Here is a 19,716-nt window from a genome sequence, read left to right as displayed (position 1 = left end):
GGCCGGCACCCCGCTCACGCCGGCGTTCGGTCGCCACTCACCGTATCCAACCGGTAATCCGCCTCACTGAGGTGACCGCCGGCCGACAATGTGTTCAGCGAGCCTTTTAAGGGCAACTTCAGCGCAGAGACTGCGCGAGCCTCGGCGTATTTGCATCCGACGTGCTGCAACCAATGGTGCAGGCCGCTTCTAAAAAATTCCTCCAGGTCCGCGACACCGAGCGACTTAAGGAACTGTTTGAAAAGATCCTCATTCGCCTCGATGAAACACGCGGCCAACATCTCGGCGCCCAACTCGCCGTACGAATAATTCCGGTCCTTCCGCACGGCCGCGAGATAAGCGGCATCGTCGTCCGGGGATGCCGTAGTGAATAAAGCGTGTTGATTTGTCATGAGTTCTCTCCGGTTGCACAATATACGGTGTTCGTGATCCAATCATCGGATCCAATGTTTGAAATGGAGGTGTTCCATGTCGGCTCACGATGACGATGACGAACCCCTTGAGGATCGCTTGGACGCGCTGGAAACCGCCGTTCTCGAATTGCTGAGAATCCACTCCGGCAAAGAACTCGAGAAATTCAAAGCCAGCGACCTTTCCGATTTGATAGAAACGGCCCGCGCACGCGGGCGCCGGTGGACAGAAGATTAGCGGTCCCTCGTCGCTGCGGTTGGCAAGATACTATCGACCGTCGCCCACCCGCACACGCTTGAAAAACGCCCTCGTTACGCTTTTATTCGGCGCAGCGACGACCCTTTGGTCTTTCCGGCATAAAAAAACCCGAGTCCGCAAGGGACCCGGGCAAACTCCGACTTGCGTCGGAGGGGAGGGGGAATTTTAGTGCAGCGGGTGGTAGTCACCTGCTGCATCGTCTTCCGGAAGCGGCGGCATCGGCGGTTGTTCCGTCGACACCGGTGCCGGCGCCGGTTCCGTACCGCTGGTAGGGCCGCGCCGGCGTGTTACCGCCGGAGTGTTATACGCGCGCCAGTCCATCGCCGGACCGTTCCAGGTCCAGTTGGGTTCCGGCTCCACACGGGGAACCGGTGCGGCAACCTCACTGGCGCCCTCGCCGGTCTCCTGGTTCGCCTGCCGCTTGGTTTGCCGTCGTACGGTAATCGTGGCGGCCTTGTCGCGCAGTTCCCTGTGCGCTTCCACCACGGCATACCCGGACCCAAGGATCCGCTTCGACAGCCTCTTCATTCGGTTCGGGCCCATGAAAAAGCTCGCCACGAACCAGAGAATCGCCAACGATATCATGAGCGAAAAAATGCTCATGATTTGTCCGATCACATCCATCTCTCGTTCTCCCATGGGAGCCCGAGGTATTCCCGTCCCCCTCCGGGGACAGGGACCCCGGGCGGGGTGGTGATAGCCGGTAACTGACCGACGGCAGTCCGTGTAGCACGGATGTTCCATTCGAATACTATCCCCACCCCCCACCTGCACGCGTCACGAATATCCGCCTCTCGCCGCCGTTATTCCGATCTTACGTTTCTCCCGAAACCGGTACGCTCGATACCGGATGCAGGCACTCACCACTGCCTGCCACGCCGCACCCGTTCATAGAACCGAACCAACTGGGAGGAATCGACCGATGGGCACTGAATTTCGTGTGGATCCCGAGATCGCCGCACTGATTCCGGAGCCGGACGCCGAGACGCTGGCCGCGCTCGAAGACACCCTGAAACGCGACGGTTGCCTCGACCCGCTGGCTGTCTGGGCCGAAGAGGGCCTTTTGCTCGACGGCCATCATCGCTACGAAATTTGCCGCCGTCACGGAATTTCCTATACCACCCACGCAATCCCCCTACCGTCCCGTGAGGACGCCATCGTCTGGGTCATCCAACACCAACTCGCCCGCCGAAACCTGACCCTCTATCAACGGGCCGAACTCGCTCTGCGTATGAGCGACGTGCTCCAGAAAATCGGTGAGGCGCGGCAGAAGACCGGTGGCGGTGACCGTCGGTCCCGAAAGGCCAAGGCTGTCGCCGCCGATCCTACAAAACCGCTTTTGCCCAATGTGGCGAAAGCGATCGGAACGGGCACCGATCCGAATTCCGACCGATGGGACACACGCGAGCAGCTTGCCCAAAACGCTGGGGTGGGCCATTCCACTATCGACCGCGTTCGTAGCATCATCGAGCACGGCACCCCCGCCCTCCAGCAGGCCGCCCGTTCCGGGGAACTCTCCGTCGCCGCCGCCTCCGAACTCTCCCAACTCTCCCCGGAAGAACAAGAAAAGCTCGTTGCCGATGGCCCCGTAGCCGCTCAACGCGCCGCGGCGACCCGGCGCGCCCAACGTGCTCCGCGGCGCCCGGCCTCCGGCGCTGTCGACCCAATGGCCATCCTGCAGCAGGCGACCCGCGCCGTGCCCGATCTGGAGCGCCGCGCGCCGTTCGCTCTGTACAGCCTGGTCCAGATTTGGGATGAGGGACTTCGCGCCCCCGGCTACGGACCCGGCGATTGTGTCTCGCAGTTGGACCGCCTCACCGACGAACAGCGCGACCTGATTCTCCGGTACCTGCCTCCCATGCAGAACTGGCTCAAACACGCCGTCGAAGAGGTGCAGGCGCAGGTCGACCCGAACAAACTCGCCAGCTAACCCGCTCAACCGACGACTCGAGGAAGATTCGATGTCGCACGACACCGACGTTGTGCTCGGCGCCACCGCGCCATTGGTGCCCCCGGGACTCACCTTGACACCCGATGTCGCCGCGGTCGGCCCGGCACCTATCGATGACCTGTTGTATGACGACTGGAGCCTGCGCGCCGATGACGAGACTTGGCGGGCTAGACTGACTCTATGGTTACTCGCTTGGCGCCGGTCCGGGCGCCTGCCTGAGAACGACGTCGCTCTGGCCAGGCTTGCCGGCTACGGCCGCGATGTCGGTGCGTGGCAGCGGATAAAACCCCGGGTACTGGACGGCTGGGTGTTGTGTTCCGACGCCAACTGGTATCACCCGGACCTGTCTCGCCGAGTAATCGCCGCCGCCGATACCGAGCACCGGCCCCCTATGCGATCGCCAGACAGGCCCGCCGTTCCGGTCCATCGGGCGCCGCAGTCGCCTACCTCCCCTGCGCCCATCCCCCAGGCGCCCCCTGTCCCCGCAGGTCCGCTCGCCGCGGGGCAGCCGCTCGCCGCGGGGCAGCCGCTCGCCGCGGGGCAACCGCTCGCCGCGGGGCAACCGCTCGCCGCGGGGCAACCGCTCGCCGCGGGGCAACCGCTCGCCGCGGGCACGCCGCACGACGACCCGGAATTCACCCTCGCCCCGTCGCAGGCCGGAACTGCGAGTCACGAACCGGCGCCGTTTCGTCTCCCGCTCAACGACGGCTCGCATTACCCCGTGACCCGCTCGGATATGGAAAAATGGTCCGCCCTTTACCCCGCCGTGGATGTCCCGCAGGCCCTGCGCGCCCTCTATGGGTGGCTCGACGCCAACCCGAAGCGCCGCAAGACCCGCCGTGGCATCCGGCGTTGCATCAATTCTTGGCTGGCAAAACAGCAGGATTCCGCGACCCAACCGGGCCACGATGGCTCGCCCCAAGGGTCTCCGGCGTCCCCAGGTGTAGTTGCCGTTTTCGATTACTGGCGCGCCAAGATGGGCTACCTGGATGCCATCCTCGACGCCGATCGCCGCCAAGCCATCGAACGCGCACTATCCTACGGGTACAGTCAGGACCGGCTTTGCCGGGCGATCGACGGATGCGCAGCCTCCGCCTGGCATATGGGGGAGAACGAGGCGGGCCTTCGCCACGACGCCCTCCCGACCATTTTCCGCAACGCCGATCGCATCGAGCGATTCATCCGCTACGCCGAACAGGGTCCCCCGCGCCCCCGCACCCACGCCGAACTGCGCGCTGCCGCCGGCCACTACGCCATCGACGACTGGCTTCGCACGAAACAGGCCGGCGCCGCCTCGGTGATCGTGCCCTTCGGAGATGACCTTCATGGAACCCACTGACGCCCCGGAATTCGCATCCCTGCTTCAGACCACACTGGAGGTCTACGATCGCGCCTGTGGGCCGATGGTCGTGGAACTCTGGTGGCGGGCTCTTGCTCGCTACCCAATCCAGGCGGTGCGCGCGGCCTTCTCCGCCCATATTCAGGATCCCGGCCGTGGAACCTTCCCGCCCAAACCCGCCGATATCCTCCGCCGCCTCCAACGCGGCACTCCCGAGGAACGGGCCTTACTTGCCTGGAGCGCCGTCGAGCGCGCCATACGCCAGGTCGGGCCGTACTCGAGCGTCGTCTTCGAGGACCCCGTCACCCAACACGTCGTACACCATCTCGGGGGGTGGATTCATCTGTGCGCTACCCCCTCCGAGCGCGACCTTGAGTTTCAGGGTAAGGAATTCGCGGCGCGCTATGCCACCCTCGTGTCCCATCCGCCCTCGGAGCCGCCTCCGCCGCTCCCCGGACTCCTCGAACGTGACCAACTCGCCCATGGCGGACCGCCCGGCCGGCACCCGGTGTGCCGAATAGCTCGTACCGGCATCCCAAAAATTCTAAAGGATCCGCCTCCCCCGCCGTTATCAGCTTCCGAAACCGATGGGGGTCTATCCCAAGGACGGGGCCAGGAATCCACGGACGGAGTTGCAGCGCTGGAGATCGCCTCATGAATCTGGAACTCGGCCGCATCGACACGGACCTCCAGGAGAAATGGGCCCGCCCGATTCGCGAACTCAACGCCCGCTATCTCATTCTCCTACAGGAGATCGCGAAGGATGACGTCGCCTTCGCCGCCACGTTGAGTCGGCTACCGAACGGCCTTCTCGGTGCACTCGCCGCCGCGCCCACCGGTAGGATTTTGGATTTTCTCGCGCAGATGAATGCCATCGCATTCGAGCCCCGCTTCCCGCAAAAATTGCTACCGGAAATCCAGAGCGTGCTCGAGAATCCCGAGATCGACATCCTCGCGCTATCCGCTCGCGTGAGCCACCTGATCATCGCAAACGCCCCCCCCGGCAGCGGCGACAAGGACTGAACGGACCGCCAGGACGCAAATTCGATGCTCACATCATCCCCCGAACCCTCGTTTCCCGACATGTTGCGGCGCATGGACCTCGCAATAAGCCTCATCCGCCAGGGCGTACGCCCGCCCATCACTGCCCGCTTGACCGCTCTCCCCGGGTCGGCGTTACGTAAGATCTGGGAACAGATTCACAACAAATCCGCACCCAGGGGACAGTTCCCCCCGGACGCCACACGCATCCTGATCGCGACCGGCGCTGCGATCGAGGCCGCGGTATGGTACGCCGTGTACTCGCGATGCGCAGAGGTCGAACACCTCTCCTTCCGCACCCGGATAATTCCGGAGCTGCTGATTCGTTCGCACCGCATCTATCGCTTCGAGTGCCACAATCACCGTCTGAATCTCCAGCAGACCTATTTCATCGCACGCGACCTCGTAACCCAGCTACTCAATACCCGCTATTGTCCATCCTGCAGGGTTCATTACTTCTACCACCTCCAGGCCGGCCTGGTAACCTGTCCGTTTTGCACAAAAAAAACCCCGGCATCATAACGATGCCGGGGATGAGATACTGCACGCTGCTACGGGTATAGCGACTCCAGTACCCGTTTCGCCGGATTCACCATGGGACCCGTGAATTCCACCGAATCCTGATCTCTGGCGTAGGCTCGCGCCCAGGCGAGTAATACCGGTCGGTAGTTCATGTCCAGGAAACGCGCTCGCATCAGGGCGAGGTACTCCGACTCATCTCCCGTCCAACCGGCTGGGGGGGCGAACGGATGCTCCGCGCCGGCCCCCGGCGTGGTTTCAACCTGCTTGAAATAGTAGAACATGGCCGCCTACCCCGCCTTCCGGAGGATTCTGCGCCACCATCCCTGGTGAAACCCCTCGGCGCCCTGCGCCATCCAGACATCGTTCCAGTCCCGGCTCGATTTACCGGCCGGAATCGGACCGGATGGCAGCATGACCCGCACCTCAAGCCCCGCGTGGTGCAAGCGCCGCACCAGGCGTTTTGAATACTCCTCTCCAGCACCGGAACGGTCCCTATCCGCCCAAATCACTACGCTGGAAGTTTTTGCGGGCGGTTCCCATTGCGACAGCAGCGTCGCGTTGATGGCGCTCCAAACCGGCTCACCCGTCGCCAAAGCGACCGCCAAGGCGGTCTCGATACCCTCGGCGATCCCCAGGCACCCCTGGGTGCGCCCGAGCCGGATGGCCCCGCCGCGCAGCATACCGTCTTCGATGACCGGGTAGAGCTTTCGCGCCCCGCCCGGCACATCCGCCTTACCGAGTCCGTCCCTGGACAGGTAGGTCCGATGGACCGTCACCGCCTTGCCTCGCGCGTCATGCACGATGGCGACCAGTGCCGGAAAGTATCCGACCAGAACCGGTTTTCCTGTCTCGTCATCCTGATCGAAATAAGGAAGCGCCGGGTGAAACCGCAGTACGCGATCGTGCCGCGGAATCGATCGGGCGACCCGGCCGGCGGGGATCCCCCGCGCCAGCCAGTAGCGCCACAATGGTTTTGCTGCGCGCTCCGTAATCGGCACGGTGCCACGGAGAATTGCGTTGATTTTCTCCCGTACGTCCGCACTTTTCCGGATGGCGTTTTGGCGCGGCGCGGGCGCCGCGCCACGCCGGACCGCCCGGGTAGACGTCAGGGGCGCCCCTTCATAAACACCCAGGCAGCGCCCGACCTCCTCGAGCGTTTGACCGTAGCTCCATCCCTTGAGCCACATCAGCAGGGACCAGCCGCTGGCATAGTCCCCGCAGGTATTGCAAATTCCGCCGCCGGTCCCGCTCACGTCCCGGAACACGCGAAAAGCATCGCCGTGTTTCCCTCCGTGAACCGGACAATGCACGTGCCTTCCCGGCCTCTCCAGCGCCGGGCCGAGTTCCGGAGCCAAACTCCAGAATACCTCGGACCAACGACCCTGGACGGCTTGGCGAACCTTTTCGGCATCATTCTCTCGCATCGTTCGTTCTCCGTGTATTCGGCCCGCCGTCGTCGAACAGCTGCGGACCCCAGATTCTGCGCAGCCGTGGTTTTCTGCGGTTGCGCGTCGCTTCTGCGACCGAGCGACGGTGTTTGGCCGCCAAAGCTCGAAACCGGTCGCGCATCTCGTCCGGGTCCACGCTCAGCTGCGTGCAGCAGACCCGAAATGAAAACGGCGCGATGATATCGTCCTCGATCCACGCCTCCGCTTCCGAAAACGCGGACTCTCCGGCCCGCCCGTCCACAAACGTGGATGCCGCATCCTCCATGACCAAAAACCGCAGTTTCTCCACCTCTTCATCCGCCCATTCAATGGACGGCGGCACTTCATCAAGCGACCACAGCGACTGCTGCTGTTCGCCCGTCCATACTTCATGCAGTTGTGCGCTCATGCGACCTCCTGACGAAAAAGTCCACGCGAGCGCGCCATCCGGGCGCGCCCGGATGGGCTTTTTGGATTACCGATCGTGCTTTACCGCGCTACGTGGCGGTGATACGCCCGCTATGCGGGAGTGAACCTTGACGTTTTTCGCGCGGCGCCGCGTGCTGGCGGCGTCGCCTGAAAAACGCCCCGGATGAACCGGGGCGCAGGACAGTGATTGGAAACGCCTCAGAGAACCCGAGGCATAATGACGTAGGCGGAAAACCACCCTTCTATTTCAGAGGACTCTTTGATCAACATCGCACTCGTTGGCTCCGGGGGAAGGAAGAGCGTCATCTTCCCCGTGCGGCTTGCATCGAGCACGTTCTGCACGTATTCCGCTTTGAAGCCTATGGTGATCTCCGCGCCCGCGTAGGCCATTTCGACCTGCTCCGTTGCGGTGTCGCCGTTCCAGTTTTCCGCGGCCAGTTTGACACCGGATTCGGAAAAACTCATCGCGATGGACTGGACGTCACCGCGGTCTCCCCCGGACAAAACGAGAGATGTCCGCTTGACTGCGTGGCCGAGAACCTCAGTATCGACCTCGCCGCGACCACCTGCGTTACGCTCCTTCGGGATGATCCTTTCGTAGTCTGGGTACCTGCCATCGACATACCCAGTGGCATACCGATACGCGCCGCATCGGGTCCAAAGGCGCGCCGCTCCGAACCACAACTCCACCGCGTCCTCGTCCGGCGCCTTCTCCAGGATACGATACAGCTCGAGAACCGACGCCCACGGCAAAATCACCTGCGTTTCCGCCGGCGATGCCGCACTGGGAATCGCCGTACGACACGTCGCAAGGTGGTGACCGTTCGTGGCAACGACCGTTAAGCTGTTATGGTGCACCGAAAATAACGCGCCGTTGATAAAATGCCGCGCGTCGTCTTTACTCATCGCGAACATTGTGCCACGCAGCAAGTGCCGCATGGCCGCCACATCGACCCTCACCTCGATATCCTTATCCGCTGCTATGGGATCCATCAGTGGAAAGGTGGATGAATCTCCTGTCGCCAGCAGAAACCGGCTTTTTCCCGACTGCATTTTGATCTTGCCGTCTTTCCCGACGCTCTCGATTGTGGTCGTCGCCCCGTCGGGTAGCGCCCGGATAATCTGGCCGAACTTATGGGCATCGACCAGCGCCGGACCGTCCGCGTTCGAAACCTCATCGGCGCGAATCTCAACTGACAGCTCACGTGAGAAATCCGTTACGGTCAATCCAATGACCCCCGATTCCTTGGGATCGATCCTAACCATACATGTGATGAAGTCGTGTTGGCCGCTGTTCTTGGATGCGATACTGCCAAGAACGGCGAGATGAGGAATGAGCGCCTCGCGCCCCACCTTGATCTTCATGATTTTCTCCTTCCGCGGGCATCGCCCGCGGGTTTACCGGACGTGCTCCGTTAAAACTCCAGAAGCGCCCTAATAACGCGCGGTCCGGCCCGGCATGAACATGGCCCAGTGATTTTCCAGGGACCACCTGCTTTCCTGATGCAAGGTTCCTGTGGCATAGCTCGTCGCAAAGCGAACCGCTTCAGCGTATGACTTCGTTCTGCGCATCAATACGCGCCTCAACGGGCGCGTGTTTTGTCGATCCATTGACTTCTCCTGAGTCACTGATAACAGGTGTCGCGCGACCTGTGGCGCGACCCTAGATAGGGCATCGAGAACGCGTCTCTAAATACTGGATTTTCCGCATCGAACGCATGGAAGCGCGTTACCTCCGATTCGGAAAATCGTATCTGGAGTTCGAAAACGAGATTTTTTGCGGGTAAATCCCCGTCGAAGGCGCCCAACAACACGCCTTCGATGGGGCTGGTAGTCCCGGCTATACCCGCACGGGCATGGCCGTAAATGCATTCTCGAAATTTCCCCGAGGCAATGAGCCCTCGGGGTGTTTCGTTCTTGTTAAGCCGGATTGGCCTTCCTGGCCCGCCGGCGCGCCTTGTTGCACGCCGTCTTGCCGGGCCGGTACTTTCCTAGCGGCGCGCACGCGCGATGGCGTACGTGACGCGCCGGTACCCGCGTACGGCGGCCAGGCAGAACCCGGCCGCAACGCCGGCGAAGACCATGAAAAACAACGTGTCCATGACGGTCTCCTTGGTCCGTGCGAGTGCTTTTGCATCCACACGAGGTTAAGGTTATCCTTGCGGATAATCATGGTTTTTGGAGAAAACACCGAATGTCCCTCACCGAACCACCAGACCAGGAATTTCTGGGCCTACTGGAACGGCCGCAGGACTTCACGCAGGATGCCTTCGAGCGGCTCGTCGAACGGTTTCGACATCGTCTAACGATCGACGACATCCTGACCATTACCGCTAGGCGTATCCGTGCGAGATCCGGCGATACCCTGGAGAAGCGCACCATTCTTTCCATCATCGACGGACGTTTCGAAGAAGCCGAACGGCTCTTCGCGGTCCTCGATCGGAAAAACTCGCTTCGTTTATGTGTTATCTCATCGCCCGAGCCAACATCTCTTCCTCAATCTTGCGAAGAAGAAATTTCGCGTCGGCGATAACGCTTTCCTCGGTCAGCTTGTATGCGAGCGCATGGGCCAGAAGATCGCGCTTGCGCGCCAGATCCCGTTCATTTGCCTGCTCAAGCCACCGATAAAAGGCGCCCATATCGTATAGCGCACCCATAAGCGCCTCCTGGAAGACCCCGGGGCGGACATCGCCCCGGGAATTTGGTCACAACGGAAGAACACGCACGGCCCCCGACTGACCCCATCCATTTCCGGGGCTGTAGACGACCTGCACTTGTTGTCCTACCTGGAATTGGAACTGCTTTTCGACGACCGCGATGATGCGACCGTTTTGCAGCCGAACGGTGATCTGGTTGACTGCGTGGTTCGTGAAGTGTTGCTCGACTCGGGAACCGAAAATGCCCCCGAGGATGCCGCCGGCGAGCGTGGCGATGACCCGCCCCGCTCCGCGTCCGACCCGGTTACCGAGAGCAAGCCCACCGATACCGCCGAGCAACCCACCGACGTTTTCGGCCCCCGTGCTTCCCTGAACGGGCTGAACCGAGAGCACGTGACCCAGCATGACATTGTTCTGGGTCATGCCGTTGTAATACTGATATGGGTTGTATCGGCGGCTAGCGCACTCCCGGACAAAATGGAGAGCGACAGGCCGACGATGATTGAGATGAACTTCTTCATTTTCGCCTCCTTCAATCCGGGAGGCGCAGATACCCCGTGTTACCGGGGTATAGCCTCCCCGGTATTGGGGTTTCAGTGTTGGTCGATCTTCCGCAATTCGCGCATATCCGCACGGAACTTCACGACGAGTTGTTTCGTCGTGACGCGGAAGGTTTTCCAATCGGAAATGAGTTCGCGATAAATCTCCGATATTTCACGCCGCAGATCACCGCAACGATTATGAACCTCTTTCATATTCGCCTCCTTCAATCCGGGAGACGCGGATACCCCGTACTACCGGGGTGTAGCCTCCCCGGTCTTGGGGTTTGGGATAGTCGGTGTTTACGTGTCCGACGGCACGGCCCTGGTGGGCGGGAAATCTTCTTGCGTGTCTCCGGAAGCACCGAAGACACCTAAGAAGCCCCCGGCAGGAATCTCCAAGGGGATGAATGCTGTGGAAAAGTGGCGCGCCCTACGGCGCGTTTAGCGGTTAGGAATCAGTGCAGAAACTTCGTGAGATGCAGGATATGCAGCGCGATTGGGTTGGTCAATGCCACTATCGCAAGCACTGCGCCCACCAGCAGTCGCGTATCAGAGCGTACCCTCGTGAACCCCTGGGCCATCTCCGCGCGTAGCTTCGTGAACTCCTGGGCCATCTCCGCGCGTAACTTTGTGAACTCCTGGGTCGTTCCGGATTGGACCGTTACGAATTCCTGCGTCATTTTCGAATCCAGGTCTTCGATGTCCTCGTGTGTGGCCACACCCTGGCTGAAGGCCATCACCAATGCCTGCGCGTGAGCGCTCGCGCAAGCCTCGTCGATTCCCGCCTTACGAAGCGTTTGCGTGTATGCCAGCGTGTCAAATGGAATTTTCACTGCCCTTGCCTTCATTTTCGAATCTCCAGTGGATTCTAATACCTCCTGGAGACACCCCCCTTGGGGTGGCCCAAGGGTATTGATATTAGAATAGATCGTTCTACCGGCTCGTGCAATCCCACCGCGAAGCGGCTTCCGGTTGCGGTATACACCTGGAACCCGCGCGGGCGCCGCCGGTTACGAGTCGTCGTACCGCGTTTCCATCAGCGCAAGCATCGGATCCGCCGGCAGGCGCTTCTCAGCCTCCAGGCAGTCTCCGCAGATACCGGGATGCCCCTCGGGTCCCCGGCACCCGCCCTCTTCACAATCGATCTTCGCGCCGCAGCCTTCGCATACGGCGCTATGGAACTCGTGGGTTCCATCTTGCATTTGCATTGGAGTGATCCTTTTTAGTGGTAATACTGCCTGTATTGTCTCGCTGAATTGCCGTGTATTTTGCGCGCCCGGCCGGCGCGGCCCGAATTGGGCATAATCACTAACCTTGAATACCCGGCTTTTCATCGCGCCCTCCAAAGGATGCGTTGAAAAGCCCGGCGCCGAAGCGCCGGGAACTTTACAATACTAGACTAGGTACCCGCTAAAACGGGATTTCGTCGAAATTGTCCAACTCAGCCGGCGCCGGCGTCGGCGCACTGTTCGATTGGCGCGTTCCCTGCGGCTGTTCGCCCGCGCCGGTCGCAGGTCGCGACTGCCGGGGCTGCGCTTGGCTTTCGCCCTGCTGGCGAGACCCGAGCATCTGCATGTTCCGCGCGACGACTTCCGTAGTGAAGCGGTCCACGCCGTCTTTGTCTTGCCACTTGCGCGTCTGCAGGCTCCCTTCGATGTAGACCTGGGAACCCTTACGCAGATACTCCGCGGCGACCTCCGCGAGGCGGCGGTAGAACACCACCCGGTGCCACTCGGTTCTCTCCTTGGCCTCGCCGGTCTGCTTGTCGGTCCATCGCTCGCTGGTTGCGATGGTGACATTCGCCACTGCCCCACCATCGTTGAAATTCCGCGTTTCCGGATCCGCGCCGAGATTCCCGACGAGGATAACCTTGTTTACACTTGCCATCTTCGTACTCCTTCTTGTCTCGGCACCGATAGCAGCGGTGCCTTCAGTACATCAGCTGCCGCGGGCTAAATACCCCGAGACGGTTCCACCATTCGCGATCCAGCGATTCGAATCGCGCAGACGCCCGTCGCCCGCAGATTCCCCCGTGCGCCGCCTCTCGGCGGGCGCGCTCGCGAGCGATGGCGAGTTTACGATTACTCATGACCATTGCTTCGCCTTTCATGATTCACCTCCTCCGAGAATACCTCCCGGCTTTGGTGGGTAATCCGCCATGCAACAAGACAGCCGGAGGAGAGCGACCGGCGGACCGATGGTCCGGACCTGCATGCATTGCGGAGATTGGGTGTGTATCGAGTCGCTAATCCGAATCGACTCACGTGTGTCCTGGGGCTATCTAAACGCCATAAGCCGCCGAAGTTTGCCGCTTGGCGAAACGCCAATGTAGCGAACTAGGCCACACATAGCGTTTCTTCTATTACGGCCATATCGGGCAGGCCGTGCGCCACAGGAAAAATTGATGCGTGAATCCCTCGTCACAGGGCACCGCATCGAGGTGTCCTCTGAAGAAAGGGGAGGGGGATACCCCCCCTCCCGGTGTGAAAATTGCAGTCAGGCTTCGCTTGCGGAAGGTTGCTCAACGTCCGCGGGATCCCGCTTGTCAGCGGCGCGGGCCTTGCGCAGCGCCTGCTCCGCGTACGCCCGGTCGTGCGCCATGAACTGGGATTTGACGTAGTCTTCCGCCGCGGCCCAGGCCCCGGCCGCTTTGGCGCGCCGAATGACCTCGCTTACCCTTGCACGCGTGGCTTCCGACGCCTTCTCCGGGTCCCATACGGGCTCGTGAGGTACACCGCCGGCATCCCCCCCGGCCTCGGCTTCGCATTCGCCATCGACGACGATGCCCTCGCCGTTGACCTCATTGAGAATCTCGACGGCCTTCCCGAACCGACCGCCGATGCGCGGCCACGTTTTGGCCGCCCGTTTGATGATGACCTTTTTCTTCATCTCCTCCGGCCATTCCGAGTCCATCCATGGGCCTTTGTGGGCTTGGTAGGCTTTCGAACGGTCGCGAGCCTTGAAGATCTCCTCGGCCGCCATGACTTCCACCAGGACTTCCGCACCCTCCCCGATTCCGGAGATACAGTAGCCCCCGACGAACTCGCCACGGTCCGTATTGAACGGATTGAATACGTGAACCGGTGCGGTTGCGGGACCGCGGTATTCGAACTTGTCCTTCGAATACACGAGTTCCGCTTTAGCCCATCGTATGGAGCCACAATCCGACCCAATCTTGATAAGCCCACGATAGGAGATGTCCAGACACACAATGCCATCGCGCGGCACCAGGTGCGCAAGGCCCAACGCCGGATTCAGCGTGAGCCCGACGGCGGCCACATTGACCATCGCCATCCTGAGCGATACCGGGTTGTTCGCCGCGACCTTCATGAGACCATTGTTCTTCATGCACGCCTGGTAGGCGTACAACGCCTCCGCACCGTAATTAAGTCCGGTGCTCGCGGCCAATTCCGAGAACTTCGGCTTGGCCGCCGCAATCGCCGTTTCCCACACCTTCTTTTCCGTCATTTTCGCCTCCTTGTTTCCCGGCTCCGCGCGATAAGGCGCCGACCACAGGTTGATTGGGGGGAATTTCAGGTCCGGCCAATACAGCGCGGTCCCGGCCGATTTCCCGCCCGCCGGTCGATTCGCTCGCGCCCGCCCGGCCGACCTATCCGTCCTCATGGCCATGCCCGACGACGGTGAGTGCGCGCGCCTTCTCGATCAGCGTATTCAACGTCGCTACCGAGTCCTCGTAGCCCGCCGCGAACGCGTTCCCTTCCTCGTCCTCTTCTCCGTCACAGGTCATCCGGGCGATCATCGACCGGAATGCGTTCATTTCGCGCAGCACCCTCGTGGCCTCACGCATCGCCGACTTGGTCACCACAATCGCCTCGTGCGCCCCGTTGTCCGCAAAATACTCCGCGTCGTACCAGATATCCGCGCTGGCGCCGTCCTCAAGGGCTTGCGCCAACGTTTCGATAGTTTCGGTCATTTAGCACCTCCACCGAGGTGTATTGTCCGGGAGTTCAGGCGTCCCGGTTTCGCCTTGAATTCACGCCCCCACGTCGCAGGCAGCATGCCCCGCAACGGAGATGCCTTTTCGCGTGCCTCGCGTACGCGAGGGACCTGAAAAGGCCCGGGGGAAATAAATCCCCCGGGGTGGTAATCGGGCTACCCGCAGGCCCCGACCGCGCCGCAAGCGGTACAGAAATCGCAGCCGTCCCTACGGATCACCGCATAATTCCCGCACTCGTCGCATCGCTTTCCGGGACTGACCTCCATCGCGCCAACGGCACGAATTCGGTTTTCGACTCCTGCCGGTTCCTCCACCTCCATCGTGCCCATCGTCTCGATCGGGAAACCGTCCTCATCGAGGATTCCGAGCATCGCGTGGCGATGAATCAGCAATCGCGCCATATAGGCCACGGTCGACGGATAGTTGACCTGCCGTTTGTCTCCCGGCACGCGGGCCATAAAGTCCCCCTGCGGTTCGGCGTAATCCAGCAGTTGCCGGAGTTTTGCGCCGATCCACGCCGGGTCGATAACCCGCATGTCGAATGACAGCGATTTACACAGTCCATCCAACACTCTCGGATAGACTCCGGAGAGCCATACCGAATATGGACGCCGCTGGCCGTTTGGGAGCACTAGCTCTTTGAGCCCCATCACGAAATCGTCTCCCGTGACTGGGTTGAGCACGTCTACCGTCCAAGCCATGGTTCCGTCCGGGCCGGTCTTCGGTTCCTTCGCGCTGAACAACGCATCGAGCACCGGGGTACCCGAATCCTCCGAATTATCCAGGAAGACCCCGAGATTACCGCAGCGCCAGAGCAGCACCGTGGCGAATCCGGCCACTAGGCTCGGCATACGGACCAATTCTCCTTCCGGAGGCATGGCTAAATCGAAAGCGTCGTCCCCGGACAGCTTCGCCAGCGACTCGAGTTTGCATCGTAGCCACCCGCGGTCCTCGGAACGCAGGTCCATCGAAAGCGATTTCGCCAACCCACCGAGTCCTCGCGGTTGCTCCGCGCCATTGACCCATACCTCGAACGGGTGCTTCTTTCCGTTCTCGATATGCCCGACGAATACCGCAAACCGGTAGCCGTGCGGATGCTCCATCAGGAACGTCCACGCGGGGTTGCCGGCCGGCAGATTCGGACGCTTACGCCAGCGCAGGCTGGCCAGAGGCGGCGTTGGAAGCTCCGAGAGATGAATCCGGCGGTCCGGGTCCGAATCGTCGAAATCCGTTCCCACCGAAATCTCGCTGGTGTTCCGCGAATCCTCGCTCGAAACGCTCAGCACCGAACCGGTGACCTGATTCGGTCGAAACGTCGCCAAGCCCTTACACTTGGACTTCCACGCCTCGAAATAGAGGTCCTTGAAATCCTCGTACGGATAATCCGCCGGGACGTTCACCGTCTTCGAGATCGAAGTGTCGATGAACGGCGCCACTGCGGCGACCATCTTCAAGTGCTCCGTCGCCTGAATCGACAACGCGGTGACGAAATACTCCGGAAGATTCTCGATGTCTCCGCCGTGTTCCCGGTACACCCGGTACGCATAGTCCTCGACGGTGTATTCTTTCGTTGATCCGTCAGCCTCCCGCTTTTTTCTGGTGTAGGTCCAGGAAAACGGCGGCTCGATCCCGTTGCTCGCATTGTCCGCGAACGCCAAGGAGATCGTCCCTGTCGGCGCGATGCTCAACAGGTGGCTGTTGCGGATCCCGTGTTTCGCGATTGCCTGGCGAATGAAGTCCGGGAGCCGCGACGTAAATCCCGACTCCAGGTATTCCGGAAGTCGGAACATCGGAAAGGGTCCTTTTTCCTTCGCCAAGGCGACTGAGGCATCATAGGCCTCGTCCCGCATCGACGCGGCGAGCCGCGCGGCCCATGCCCTACCGGATTCGGAGTCATACCGGACTCCAAGCATAACCAGGGTATCTCCGAGCCCGGTGAACCCGAGCCCGATACGCCGCTTCGCCATCGCCTCGAAACGCTGTTTCTCCAACGGCCAATAGGTCACGTCCAGGACGTTATCCAACATCCGAATCGCAACCCGCACCGTCTGCGCGTAGCTCGAACGGTCGAACTCCGCATCGCGCTCGAACGGATTCCGGACGAATCGCGTTAAATTTATGCTTCCGAGACAGCAGCAACCGTAGTCCGGAAGCGGCTGCTCCGCACAGGGATTAGTTGCCTCCAGCGTCTCCGTGTAGTGAAGGTTGTTGTCCCGGTTCATCGTATCGATGAACAGGATCCCGGGTTCTGCATGATCATAGGTATTTTCCATGATCCTACCCCACAGAGCCCGGGCTCGGACGGTCCTGTACACCCACAAACCGCCCTCACGAAGGTACGCGCCGGATGCTTTCGTCTCCGCATTCGGTTCGGCTTCATGGATCAGCTCCCAGGAAGCGTCCTCTTCCACGGCGCGCATGAAAGCATCCGTGACTCCGATGCTCACGTTGAATTGCGTAAGCCGCCCGACCGTGCGCTTGGCCTCGATAAACGTTTCGATGTCCGGATGGTCGCAACGTAGCACACCCATTTGGGCGCCGCGCCGCGCTCCGGCCGATTCGACGGTCTTGCACATCGAGTCGAACACATCCATGTAGGATAACGGCCCGGAGGCGCTGGAATGCGTCCCTTTAACCACCGCCCCATGCGGGCGGATGTGGCCGAATTGATATCCGACGCCACCGCCTCTTCGCATCGTCTCCGATGCCTCCGCGAGGGCGCTCATGATTCCGGGGCGGCCGTGTTCGTCCACACCCGTCATTGCGTCACCGACTGGCTGGACGAAACAGTTGATTAACGTAGCCCGGATATCGGTGCCGGCAGCGGATATGATGCGACCGGCCGGGATGAAACCGCCGCGCAGTGCGGCCGCGAATTCACGCTCCCATACCCGCGGGTCCCGCTCCACCGAGGCCAATGTTTTAGCCACGCGGTGGTAGATGTCCTCCGCCGTTTTCTCACTTCCCTTTGCGTACTTCTCGCGAAGCACGTCGAGAGAAATTTCCTGATTCATGGAAATCCTCCTTTATGGAAAACCCCAGGCCGGGGTCAATTCACATTCCCCGACCACGGGGCGCCATCGGAGCCTCGGCCCCAAGATTCGCTGTGTTTATACTCCCAGCCGGAGTGCCCGTACGGGCGAAAAACCCGACGCTTTCCGCCGTTCTCGCGCAGCCTGCAAGAACGATGGAAAACGATGAGACGCAGTGGGTTTGAAATACCCCCAGCCGATCGGCTGGGGGCGTGTTGTCACTGTTTGCCGACCGTGATGCGGAACCAGTCCCGCATCCGGTGGATTTGAATTCCGAGGTTGTATCGTCGTAGCAGTTGGCGGTCGGACCCACTAAGCATCCGCTCGACCAGTAATCTCGCCTCCGCCGGATCTTGCGCGAACGCAATCGGGTTCGTGCGTTCCGCGGCTATGTGGCACACCGGCAACTTATTCATGCCTTGCCTCCTCCGCGGATTCCCCACACGCCTTGAGCGCCAGAGCGTAAGCGTCGTCGATATCGGACCAGTCGATTGACCCGCCGTTTTCCGCTCCGGTCCGGTAAGCCTCCACCAGCATCTGCGCGACCCGCATTGCCTTTTCGCGATCCTGGTAAAATTTCACGCAAGGCGCTTTGGTCGGCCAAGGCTCGTCAGAGCCGAGTGTCGCCACGACCTCGAACTCCAGGACCGTTCCGGAGTCCTCTTCTTCCTCGTAGTCGTCGTAAAGGAGCGGCGCCGTTGCGGTGTCGTCCCAGATTTCACCCTCGTCGAACAGCCGCTCGGCTTCCTTTACGGCGGCCTCGGGACTGTCCGCCTCGATCCCTACCTGCACCCGGTGGGTGTAGGGAAGCTCGTACTGAACCACGTATCTCATGCGTCTCTCCTAGTCGCCGGATTACCGGCGTCCCATTCGATCTTTCAGTGCGTGCGCCCGATAATTCGGGCGCACGCTACCGCTCTCCTTTTTTCCTCGCGGCTCTCCACGCAAACACGTGGGCGACCGCACCTGCGATCACCACCCCGTCGAGCAACGATTCCCAGTACGGGATTGCTGCACGAACTTGGGGGAGTAGTGCCGCAATCACCGCGGTGAAAACAATAACATTGACCAAATGGCCAATCGCGTTGATTCCCGACGTCATAGTCAATCTCCTTCTATTTTATTTTGCGTCTCCTCCTGGGAAACCAATTAGACATGGTCCGCCAGGAAGGAGAAGCCCACCGCGATCACGAACAGGGTCGTGGCAACGCCGACAGACGGCGCGGCCGCGCCGTGCGCGGCGATTTGCTGCATCACGAGTACCCATGCTCCGAAAGCGGCGTGTGCGAAATGGTTGAAGATTTTTCGCATATCCACTCCTTCCCGGTAGCGCAACCGGATGATTTGAATCCTGTGCGCTGCGCTACGCCGCCAGGAGTAATCCCCCGGCGCGTGAAGGAGGCATCTGTCCCCGGTGAATCCGGGAGCAAACGCCCCCGGCCGGGGTGAAGTAGACGGGTGATCCCGTCGGACTGCTAGGCAGTTTCGAGAATGCGCGCATCACCGCGCCCACTTTCGAAACTACCCCATAGCGACGAAAAGAGGTCGGACACGGATGCTACGTGTCAGGCTTTTTGTTAAGGCAGCATCCGAAGCAAAGATGACGAAGATGACGCCGTACTGCGGTATGTCGCGGTATACAGGAGGTGGGATTGGATGGTTGGGGCGATATTGGTTCGTGGGGCGATATCCGCCCCACGGGAATTACTTTTTGTGTTGTTTTTTGGCCGCCCGATACGCCAATAGAGTAACTATCCCGGCCAGAATAATCATGACCGTCATTATCGACAGCCCCGCGATTACGCCTGCGTCACTCATTGTCGTTTCCTCCGGGCAACCCCAAAACGGTAACAGCAATCGCTTCTGCAACCAAAAAAACCATTGCCGCCCATACTAAAACGTACCAATAAATCGGCCACCTTAGTAAATTATGGTAGCCAAAGAATCCGAATTCTGCAAATGCCACAATCCGGATTGTATCGGCTAGGTGAGCCGCCTGTTGGCGATTAAGATTAAACATTCTACCCTCCGTCGCACGTCGGAGAATAAAAAAGGCCCCCGGGTCGTGCGCTCCCGGGGACCTGGTGGTTCCCGAAAGACGCACGCCGCCCCCGGATGGGGCGGACATACGCCCCACGGGGGTCGGTTT

The 19,716-nt window shown here is 60.9% G+C and carries 23 protein-coding genes; 5 read left to right on the top strand and 18 right to left on the bottom strand.

Annotated features, from left to right (window positions below; all coding sequences use genetic code 11):
* Positions 1–14: 14 nt before the first annotated feature.
* Positions 15–392, bottom strand: a complete 378-nt coding sequence (locus B7Z66_12295; protein ID OYV75604.1) for a hypothetical protein — start codon at positions 390–392, stop codon at positions 15–17.
* 76 nt (positions 393–468) lie between these two features.
* Here B7Z66_12295 and B7Z66_12290 point away from each other — a divergent pair, with 76 nt between their 5' ends.
* On the top strand, positions 469–648 hold the full coding sequence (locus B7Z66_12290; GenBank protein ID OYV75603.1) for a hypothetical protein: 180 nt from the start codon (positions 469–471) through the stop codon (positions 646–648).
* A 186-nt stretch (positions 649–834) separates the two neighbouring features.
* Here the strand turns inward: B7Z66_12290 and B7Z66_12285 are convergent, their stop codons facing one another.
* Positions 835–1,308 carry a hypothetical protein gene (locus B7Z66_12285; protein ID OYV75602.1) on the bottom strand — a complete coding sequence of 158 codons (474 nt, stop codon included), beginning with the start codon at positions 1,306–1,308 and terminating at the stop codon, positions 835–837.
* Positions 1,309–1,591: 283 nt separating this feature from the next.
* Between B7Z66_12285 and B7Z66_12280 the strand changes: the two genes are divergently transcribed.
* Together B7Z66_12280 and B7Z66_12275 are read left to right on the top strand one after the other, a co-directional pair.
* Complete coding sequence (locus B7Z66_12280; protein OYV75601.1) at positions 1,592–2,599, top strand: hypothetical protein; 1,008 nt, start codon at positions 1,592–1,594, stop codon at positions 2,597–2,599.
* Positions 2,600–2,630: 31 nt separating this feature from the next.
* Positions 2,631–3,959, top strand: coding sequence for a hypothetical protein (locus B7Z66_12275; protein OYV75600.1), 1,329 nt, complete (start codon positions 2,631–2,633; stop codon positions 3,957–3,959).
* A 226-nt stretch (positions 3,960–4,185) separates the two neighbouring features.
* Here the strand turns inward: B7Z66_12275 and B7Z66_12270 are convergent, their stop codons facing one another.
* The gene (locus tag B7Z66_12270) at positions 4,186–4,443 is read right to left on the bottom strand and encodes a hypothetical protein (GenBank protein OYV75599.1); all 258 of its coding nucleotides are present in this window, start codon (positions 4,441–4,443) and stop codon (positions 4,186–4,188) included.
* 170 nt (positions 4,444–4,613) lie between these two features.
* On the opposite strand from B7Z66_12270, the gene B7Z66_12265 reads away from it, so the two are divergent.
* On the top strand, positions 4,614–4,982 hold the full coding sequence (locus B7Z66_12265) for a hypothetical protein (protein ID OYV75598.1): 369 nt from the start codon (positions 4,614–4,616) through the stop codon (positions 4,980–4,982).
* A 24-nt stretch (positions 4,983–5,006) separates the two neighbouring features.
* Positions 5,007–5,522: a hypothetical protein gene (locus B7Z66_12260; protein ID OYV75597.1), complete on the top strand. Its 516-nt coding sequence runs from the start codon at positions 5,007–5,009 to the stop codon at positions 5,520–5,522.
* Positions 5,523–5,551: 29 nt separating this feature from the next.
* Here the strand turns inward: B7Z66_12260 and B7Z66_12255 are convergent, their stop codons facing one another.
* The 15 genes from B7Z66_12255 to B7Z66_12185 form a co-directional block, all read right to left on the bottom strand.
* Complete coding sequence (locus tag B7Z66_12255) at positions 5,552–5,803, bottom strand: hypothetical protein (GenBank protein ID OYV75596.1); 252 nt, start codon at positions 5,801–5,803, stop codon at positions 5,552–5,554.
* 6 nt (positions 5,804–5,809) lie between these two features.
* The gene (locus B7Z66_12250; GenBank protein OYV75595.1) at positions 5,810–6,946 is read right to left on the bottom strand and encodes a hypothetical protein; all 1,137 of its coding nucleotides are present in this window, start codon (positions 6,944–6,946) and stop codon (positions 5,810–5,812) included.
* Complete coding sequence (locus tag B7Z66_12245) at positions 6,933–7,358, bottom strand: hypothetical protein (protein ID OYV75594.1); 426 nt, start codon at positions 7,356–7,358, stop codon at positions 6,933–6,935. The genes B7Z66_12250 and B7Z66_12245 overlap by 14 nt, the downstream gene beginning before the upstream one ends.
* Positions 7,359–7,576: 218 nt before the next feature.
* On the bottom strand, positions 7,577–8,743 hold the full coding sequence (locus B7Z66_12240) for a DNA polymerase III subunit beta (GenBank protein ID OYV75593.1): 1,167 nt from the start codon (positions 8,741–8,743) through the stop codon (positions 7,577–7,579).
* 1,100 nt (positions 8,744–9,843) lie between these two features.
* On the bottom strand, positions 9,844–10,035 hold the full coding sequence (locus tag B7Z66_12235; protein OYV75592.1) for a hypothetical protein: 192 nt from the start codon (positions 10,033–10,035) through the stop codon (positions 9,844–9,846).
* Between the two features lie 48 nt (positions 10,036–10,083).
* Positions 10,084–10,458, bottom strand: coding sequence for a hypothetical protein (locus tag B7Z66_12230; protein ID OYV75591.1), 375 nt, complete (start codon positions 10,456–10,458; stop codon positions 10,084–10,086).
* 574 nt (positions 10,459–11,032) lie between these two features.
* On the bottom strand, positions 11,033–11,425 hold the full coding sequence (locus B7Z66_12225; protein OYV75590.1) for a hypothetical protein: 393 nt from the start codon (positions 11,423–11,425) through the stop codon (positions 11,033–11,035).
* A gap of 162 nt (positions 11,426–11,587) precedes the next feature.
* Positions 11,588–11,785, bottom strand: coding sequence for a hypothetical protein (locus B7Z66_12220; protein OYV75589.1), 198 nt, complete (start codon positions 11,783–11,785; stop codon positions 11,588–11,590).
* Positions 11,786–11,987: 202 nt separating this feature from the next.
* Positions 11,988–12,464: a single-stranded DNA-binding protein gene (locus B7Z66_12215; protein OYV75588.1), complete on the bottom strand. Its 477-nt coding sequence runs from the start codon at positions 12,462–12,464 to the stop codon at positions 11,988–11,990.
* A 609-nt stretch (positions 12,465–13,073) separates the two neighbouring features.
* On the bottom strand, positions 13,074–14,207 hold the full coding sequence (locus B7Z66_12210) for a hypothetical protein (protein OYV75587.1): 1,134 nt from the start codon (positions 14,205–14,207) through the stop codon (positions 13,074–13,076).
* The gene (locus tag B7Z66_12205) at positions 14,188–14,511 is read right to left on the bottom strand and encodes a hypothetical protein (protein ID OYV75586.1); all 324 of its coding nucleotides are present in this window, start codon (positions 14,509–14,511) and stop codon (positions 14,188–14,190) included. The genes B7Z66_12210 and B7Z66_12205 overlap by 20 nt, the downstream gene beginning before the upstream one ends.
* A gap of 179 nt (positions 14,512–14,690) precedes the next feature.
* A complete protein-coding gene (locus tag B7Z66_12200; GenBank protein OYV75585.1) occupies positions 14,691–17,549 on the bottom strand; it encodes a ribonucleoside-diphosphate reductase, adenosylcobalamin-dependent in 2,859 nt (952 codons plus the stop codon).
* Between the two features lie 236 nt (positions 17,550–17,785).
* A complete protein-coding gene (locus B7Z66_12195; GenBank protein OYV75584.1) occupies positions 17,786–17,983 on the bottom strand; it encodes a hypothetical protein in 198 nt (65 codons plus the stop codon).
* Positions 17,976–18,401 carry a hypothetical protein gene (locus B7Z66_12190; protein ID OYV75583.1) on the bottom strand — a complete coding sequence of 142 codons (426 nt, stop codon included), beginning with the start codon at positions 18,399–18,401 and terminating at the stop codon, positions 17,976–17,978. Before B7Z66_12190 ends, B7Z66_12195 begins: the two co-directional genes overlap by 8 nt.
* A 76-nt stretch (positions 18,402–18,477) precedes the next feature.
* Positions 18,478–18,669, bottom strand: coding sequence for a hypothetical protein (locus B7Z66_12185; GenBank protein OYV75582.1), 192 nt, complete (start codon positions 18,667–18,669; stop codon positions 18,478–18,480).
* Between the last annotated feature and the right edge of the window lie 1,047 nt (positions 18,670–19,716).

Source organism: Chromatiales bacterium 21-64-14 (genome assembly GCA_002255365.1).
Classification (GTDB): domain Bacteria; phylum Pseudomonadota; class Gammaproteobacteria; order 21-64-14; family 21-64-14; genus 21-64-14.
The sequence above is the reverse complement of the archived record's forward strand: the minus strand, read 5'-3'. Positions and strand labels throughout refer to the sequence as shown.

Coding starts and splice junctions, on each gene's coding strand:
- B7Z66_12295 (OYV75604.1), bottom strand. CDS start 392: ATGACAAATCAACACGCTTTATTCACTACGGCATCCCCGGACGACGAT.
- B7Z66_12290 (OYV75603.1), top strand. CDS start 469: ATGTCGGCTCACGATGACGATGACGAACCCCTTGAGGATCGCTTGGAC.
- B7Z66_12285 (OYV75602.1), bottom strand. CDS start 1,308: ATGGGAGAACGAGAGATGGATGTGATCGGACAAATCATGAGCATTTTT.
- B7Z66_12280 (OYV75601.1), top strand. CDS start 1,592: ATGGGCACTGAATTTCGTGTGGATCCCGAGATCGCCGCACTGATTCCG.
- B7Z66_12275 (OYV75600.1), top strand. CDS start 2,631: ATGTCGCACGACACCGACGTTGTGCTCGGCGCCACCGCGCCATTGGTG.
- B7Z66_12270 (OYV75599.1), bottom strand. CDS start 4,443: ATGGGCGAGTTGGTCACGTTCGAGGAGTCCGGGGAGCGGCGGAGGCGG.
- B7Z66_12265 (OYV75598.1), top strand. CDS start 4,614: ATGAATCTGGAACTCGGCCGCATCGACACGGACCTCCAGGAGAAATGG.
- B7Z66_12260 (OYV75597.1), top strand. CDS start 5,007: ATGCTCACATCATCCCCCGAACCCTCGTTTCCCGACATGTTGCGGCGC.
- B7Z66_12255 (OYV75596.1), bottom strand. CDS start 5,803: ATGTTCTACTATTTCAAGCAGGTTGAAACCACGCCGGGGGCCGGCGCG.
- B7Z66_12250 (OYV75595.1), bottom strand. CDS start 6,946: ATGCGAGAGAATGATGCCGAAAAGGTTCGCCAAGCCGTCCAGGGTCGT.
- B7Z66_12245 (OYV75594.1), bottom strand. CDS start 7,358: ATGAGCGCACAACTGCATGAAGTATGGACGGGCGAACAGCAGCAGTCG.
- B7Z66_12240 (OYV75593.1), bottom strand. CDS start 8,743: ATGAAGATCAAGGTGGGGCGCGAGGCGCTCATTCCTCATCTCGCCGTT.
- B7Z66_12235 (OYV75592.1), bottom strand. CDS start 10,035: ATGGGTGCGCTATACGATATGGGCGCCTTTTATCGGTGGCTTGAGCAG.
- B7Z66_12230 (OYV75591.1), bottom strand. CDS start 10,458: ATGACCCAGAACAATGTCATGCTGGGTCACGTGCTCTCGGTTCAGCCC.
- B7Z66_12225 (OYV75590.1), bottom strand. CDS start 11,425: ATGAAGGCAAGGGCAGTGAAAATTCCATTTGACACGCTGGCATACACG.
- B7Z66_12220 (OYV75589.1), bottom strand. CDS start 11,785: ATGCAAATGCAAGATGGAACCCACGAGTTCCATAGCGCCGTATGCGAA.
- B7Z66_12215 (OYV75588.1), bottom strand. CDS start 12,464: ATGGCAAGTGTAAACAAGGTTATCCTCGTCGGGAATCTCGGCGCGGAT.
- B7Z66_12210 (OYV75587.1), bottom strand. CDS start 14,207: ATGGCCATGAGGACGGATAGGTCGGCCGGGCGGGCGCGAGCGAATCGA.
- B7Z66_12205 (OYV75586.1), bottom strand. CDS start 14,511: ATGACCGAAACTATCGAAACGTTGGCGCAAGCCCTTGAGGACGGCGCC.
- B7Z66_12200 (OYV75585.1), bottom strand. CDS start 17,549: ATGAATCAGGAAATTTCTCTCGACGTGCTTCGCGAGAAGTACGCAAAG.
- B7Z66_12195 (OYV75584.1), bottom strand. CDS start 17,983: ATGAATAAGTTGCCGGTGTGCCACATAGCCGCGGAACGCACGAACCCG.
- B7Z66_12190 (OYV75583.1), bottom strand. CDS start 18,401: ATGAGATACGTGGTTCAGTACGAGCTTCCCTACACCCACCGGGTGCAG.
- B7Z66_12185 (OYV75582.1), bottom strand. CDS start 18,669: ATGACGTCGGGAATCAACGCGATTGGCCATTTGGTCAATGTTATTGTT.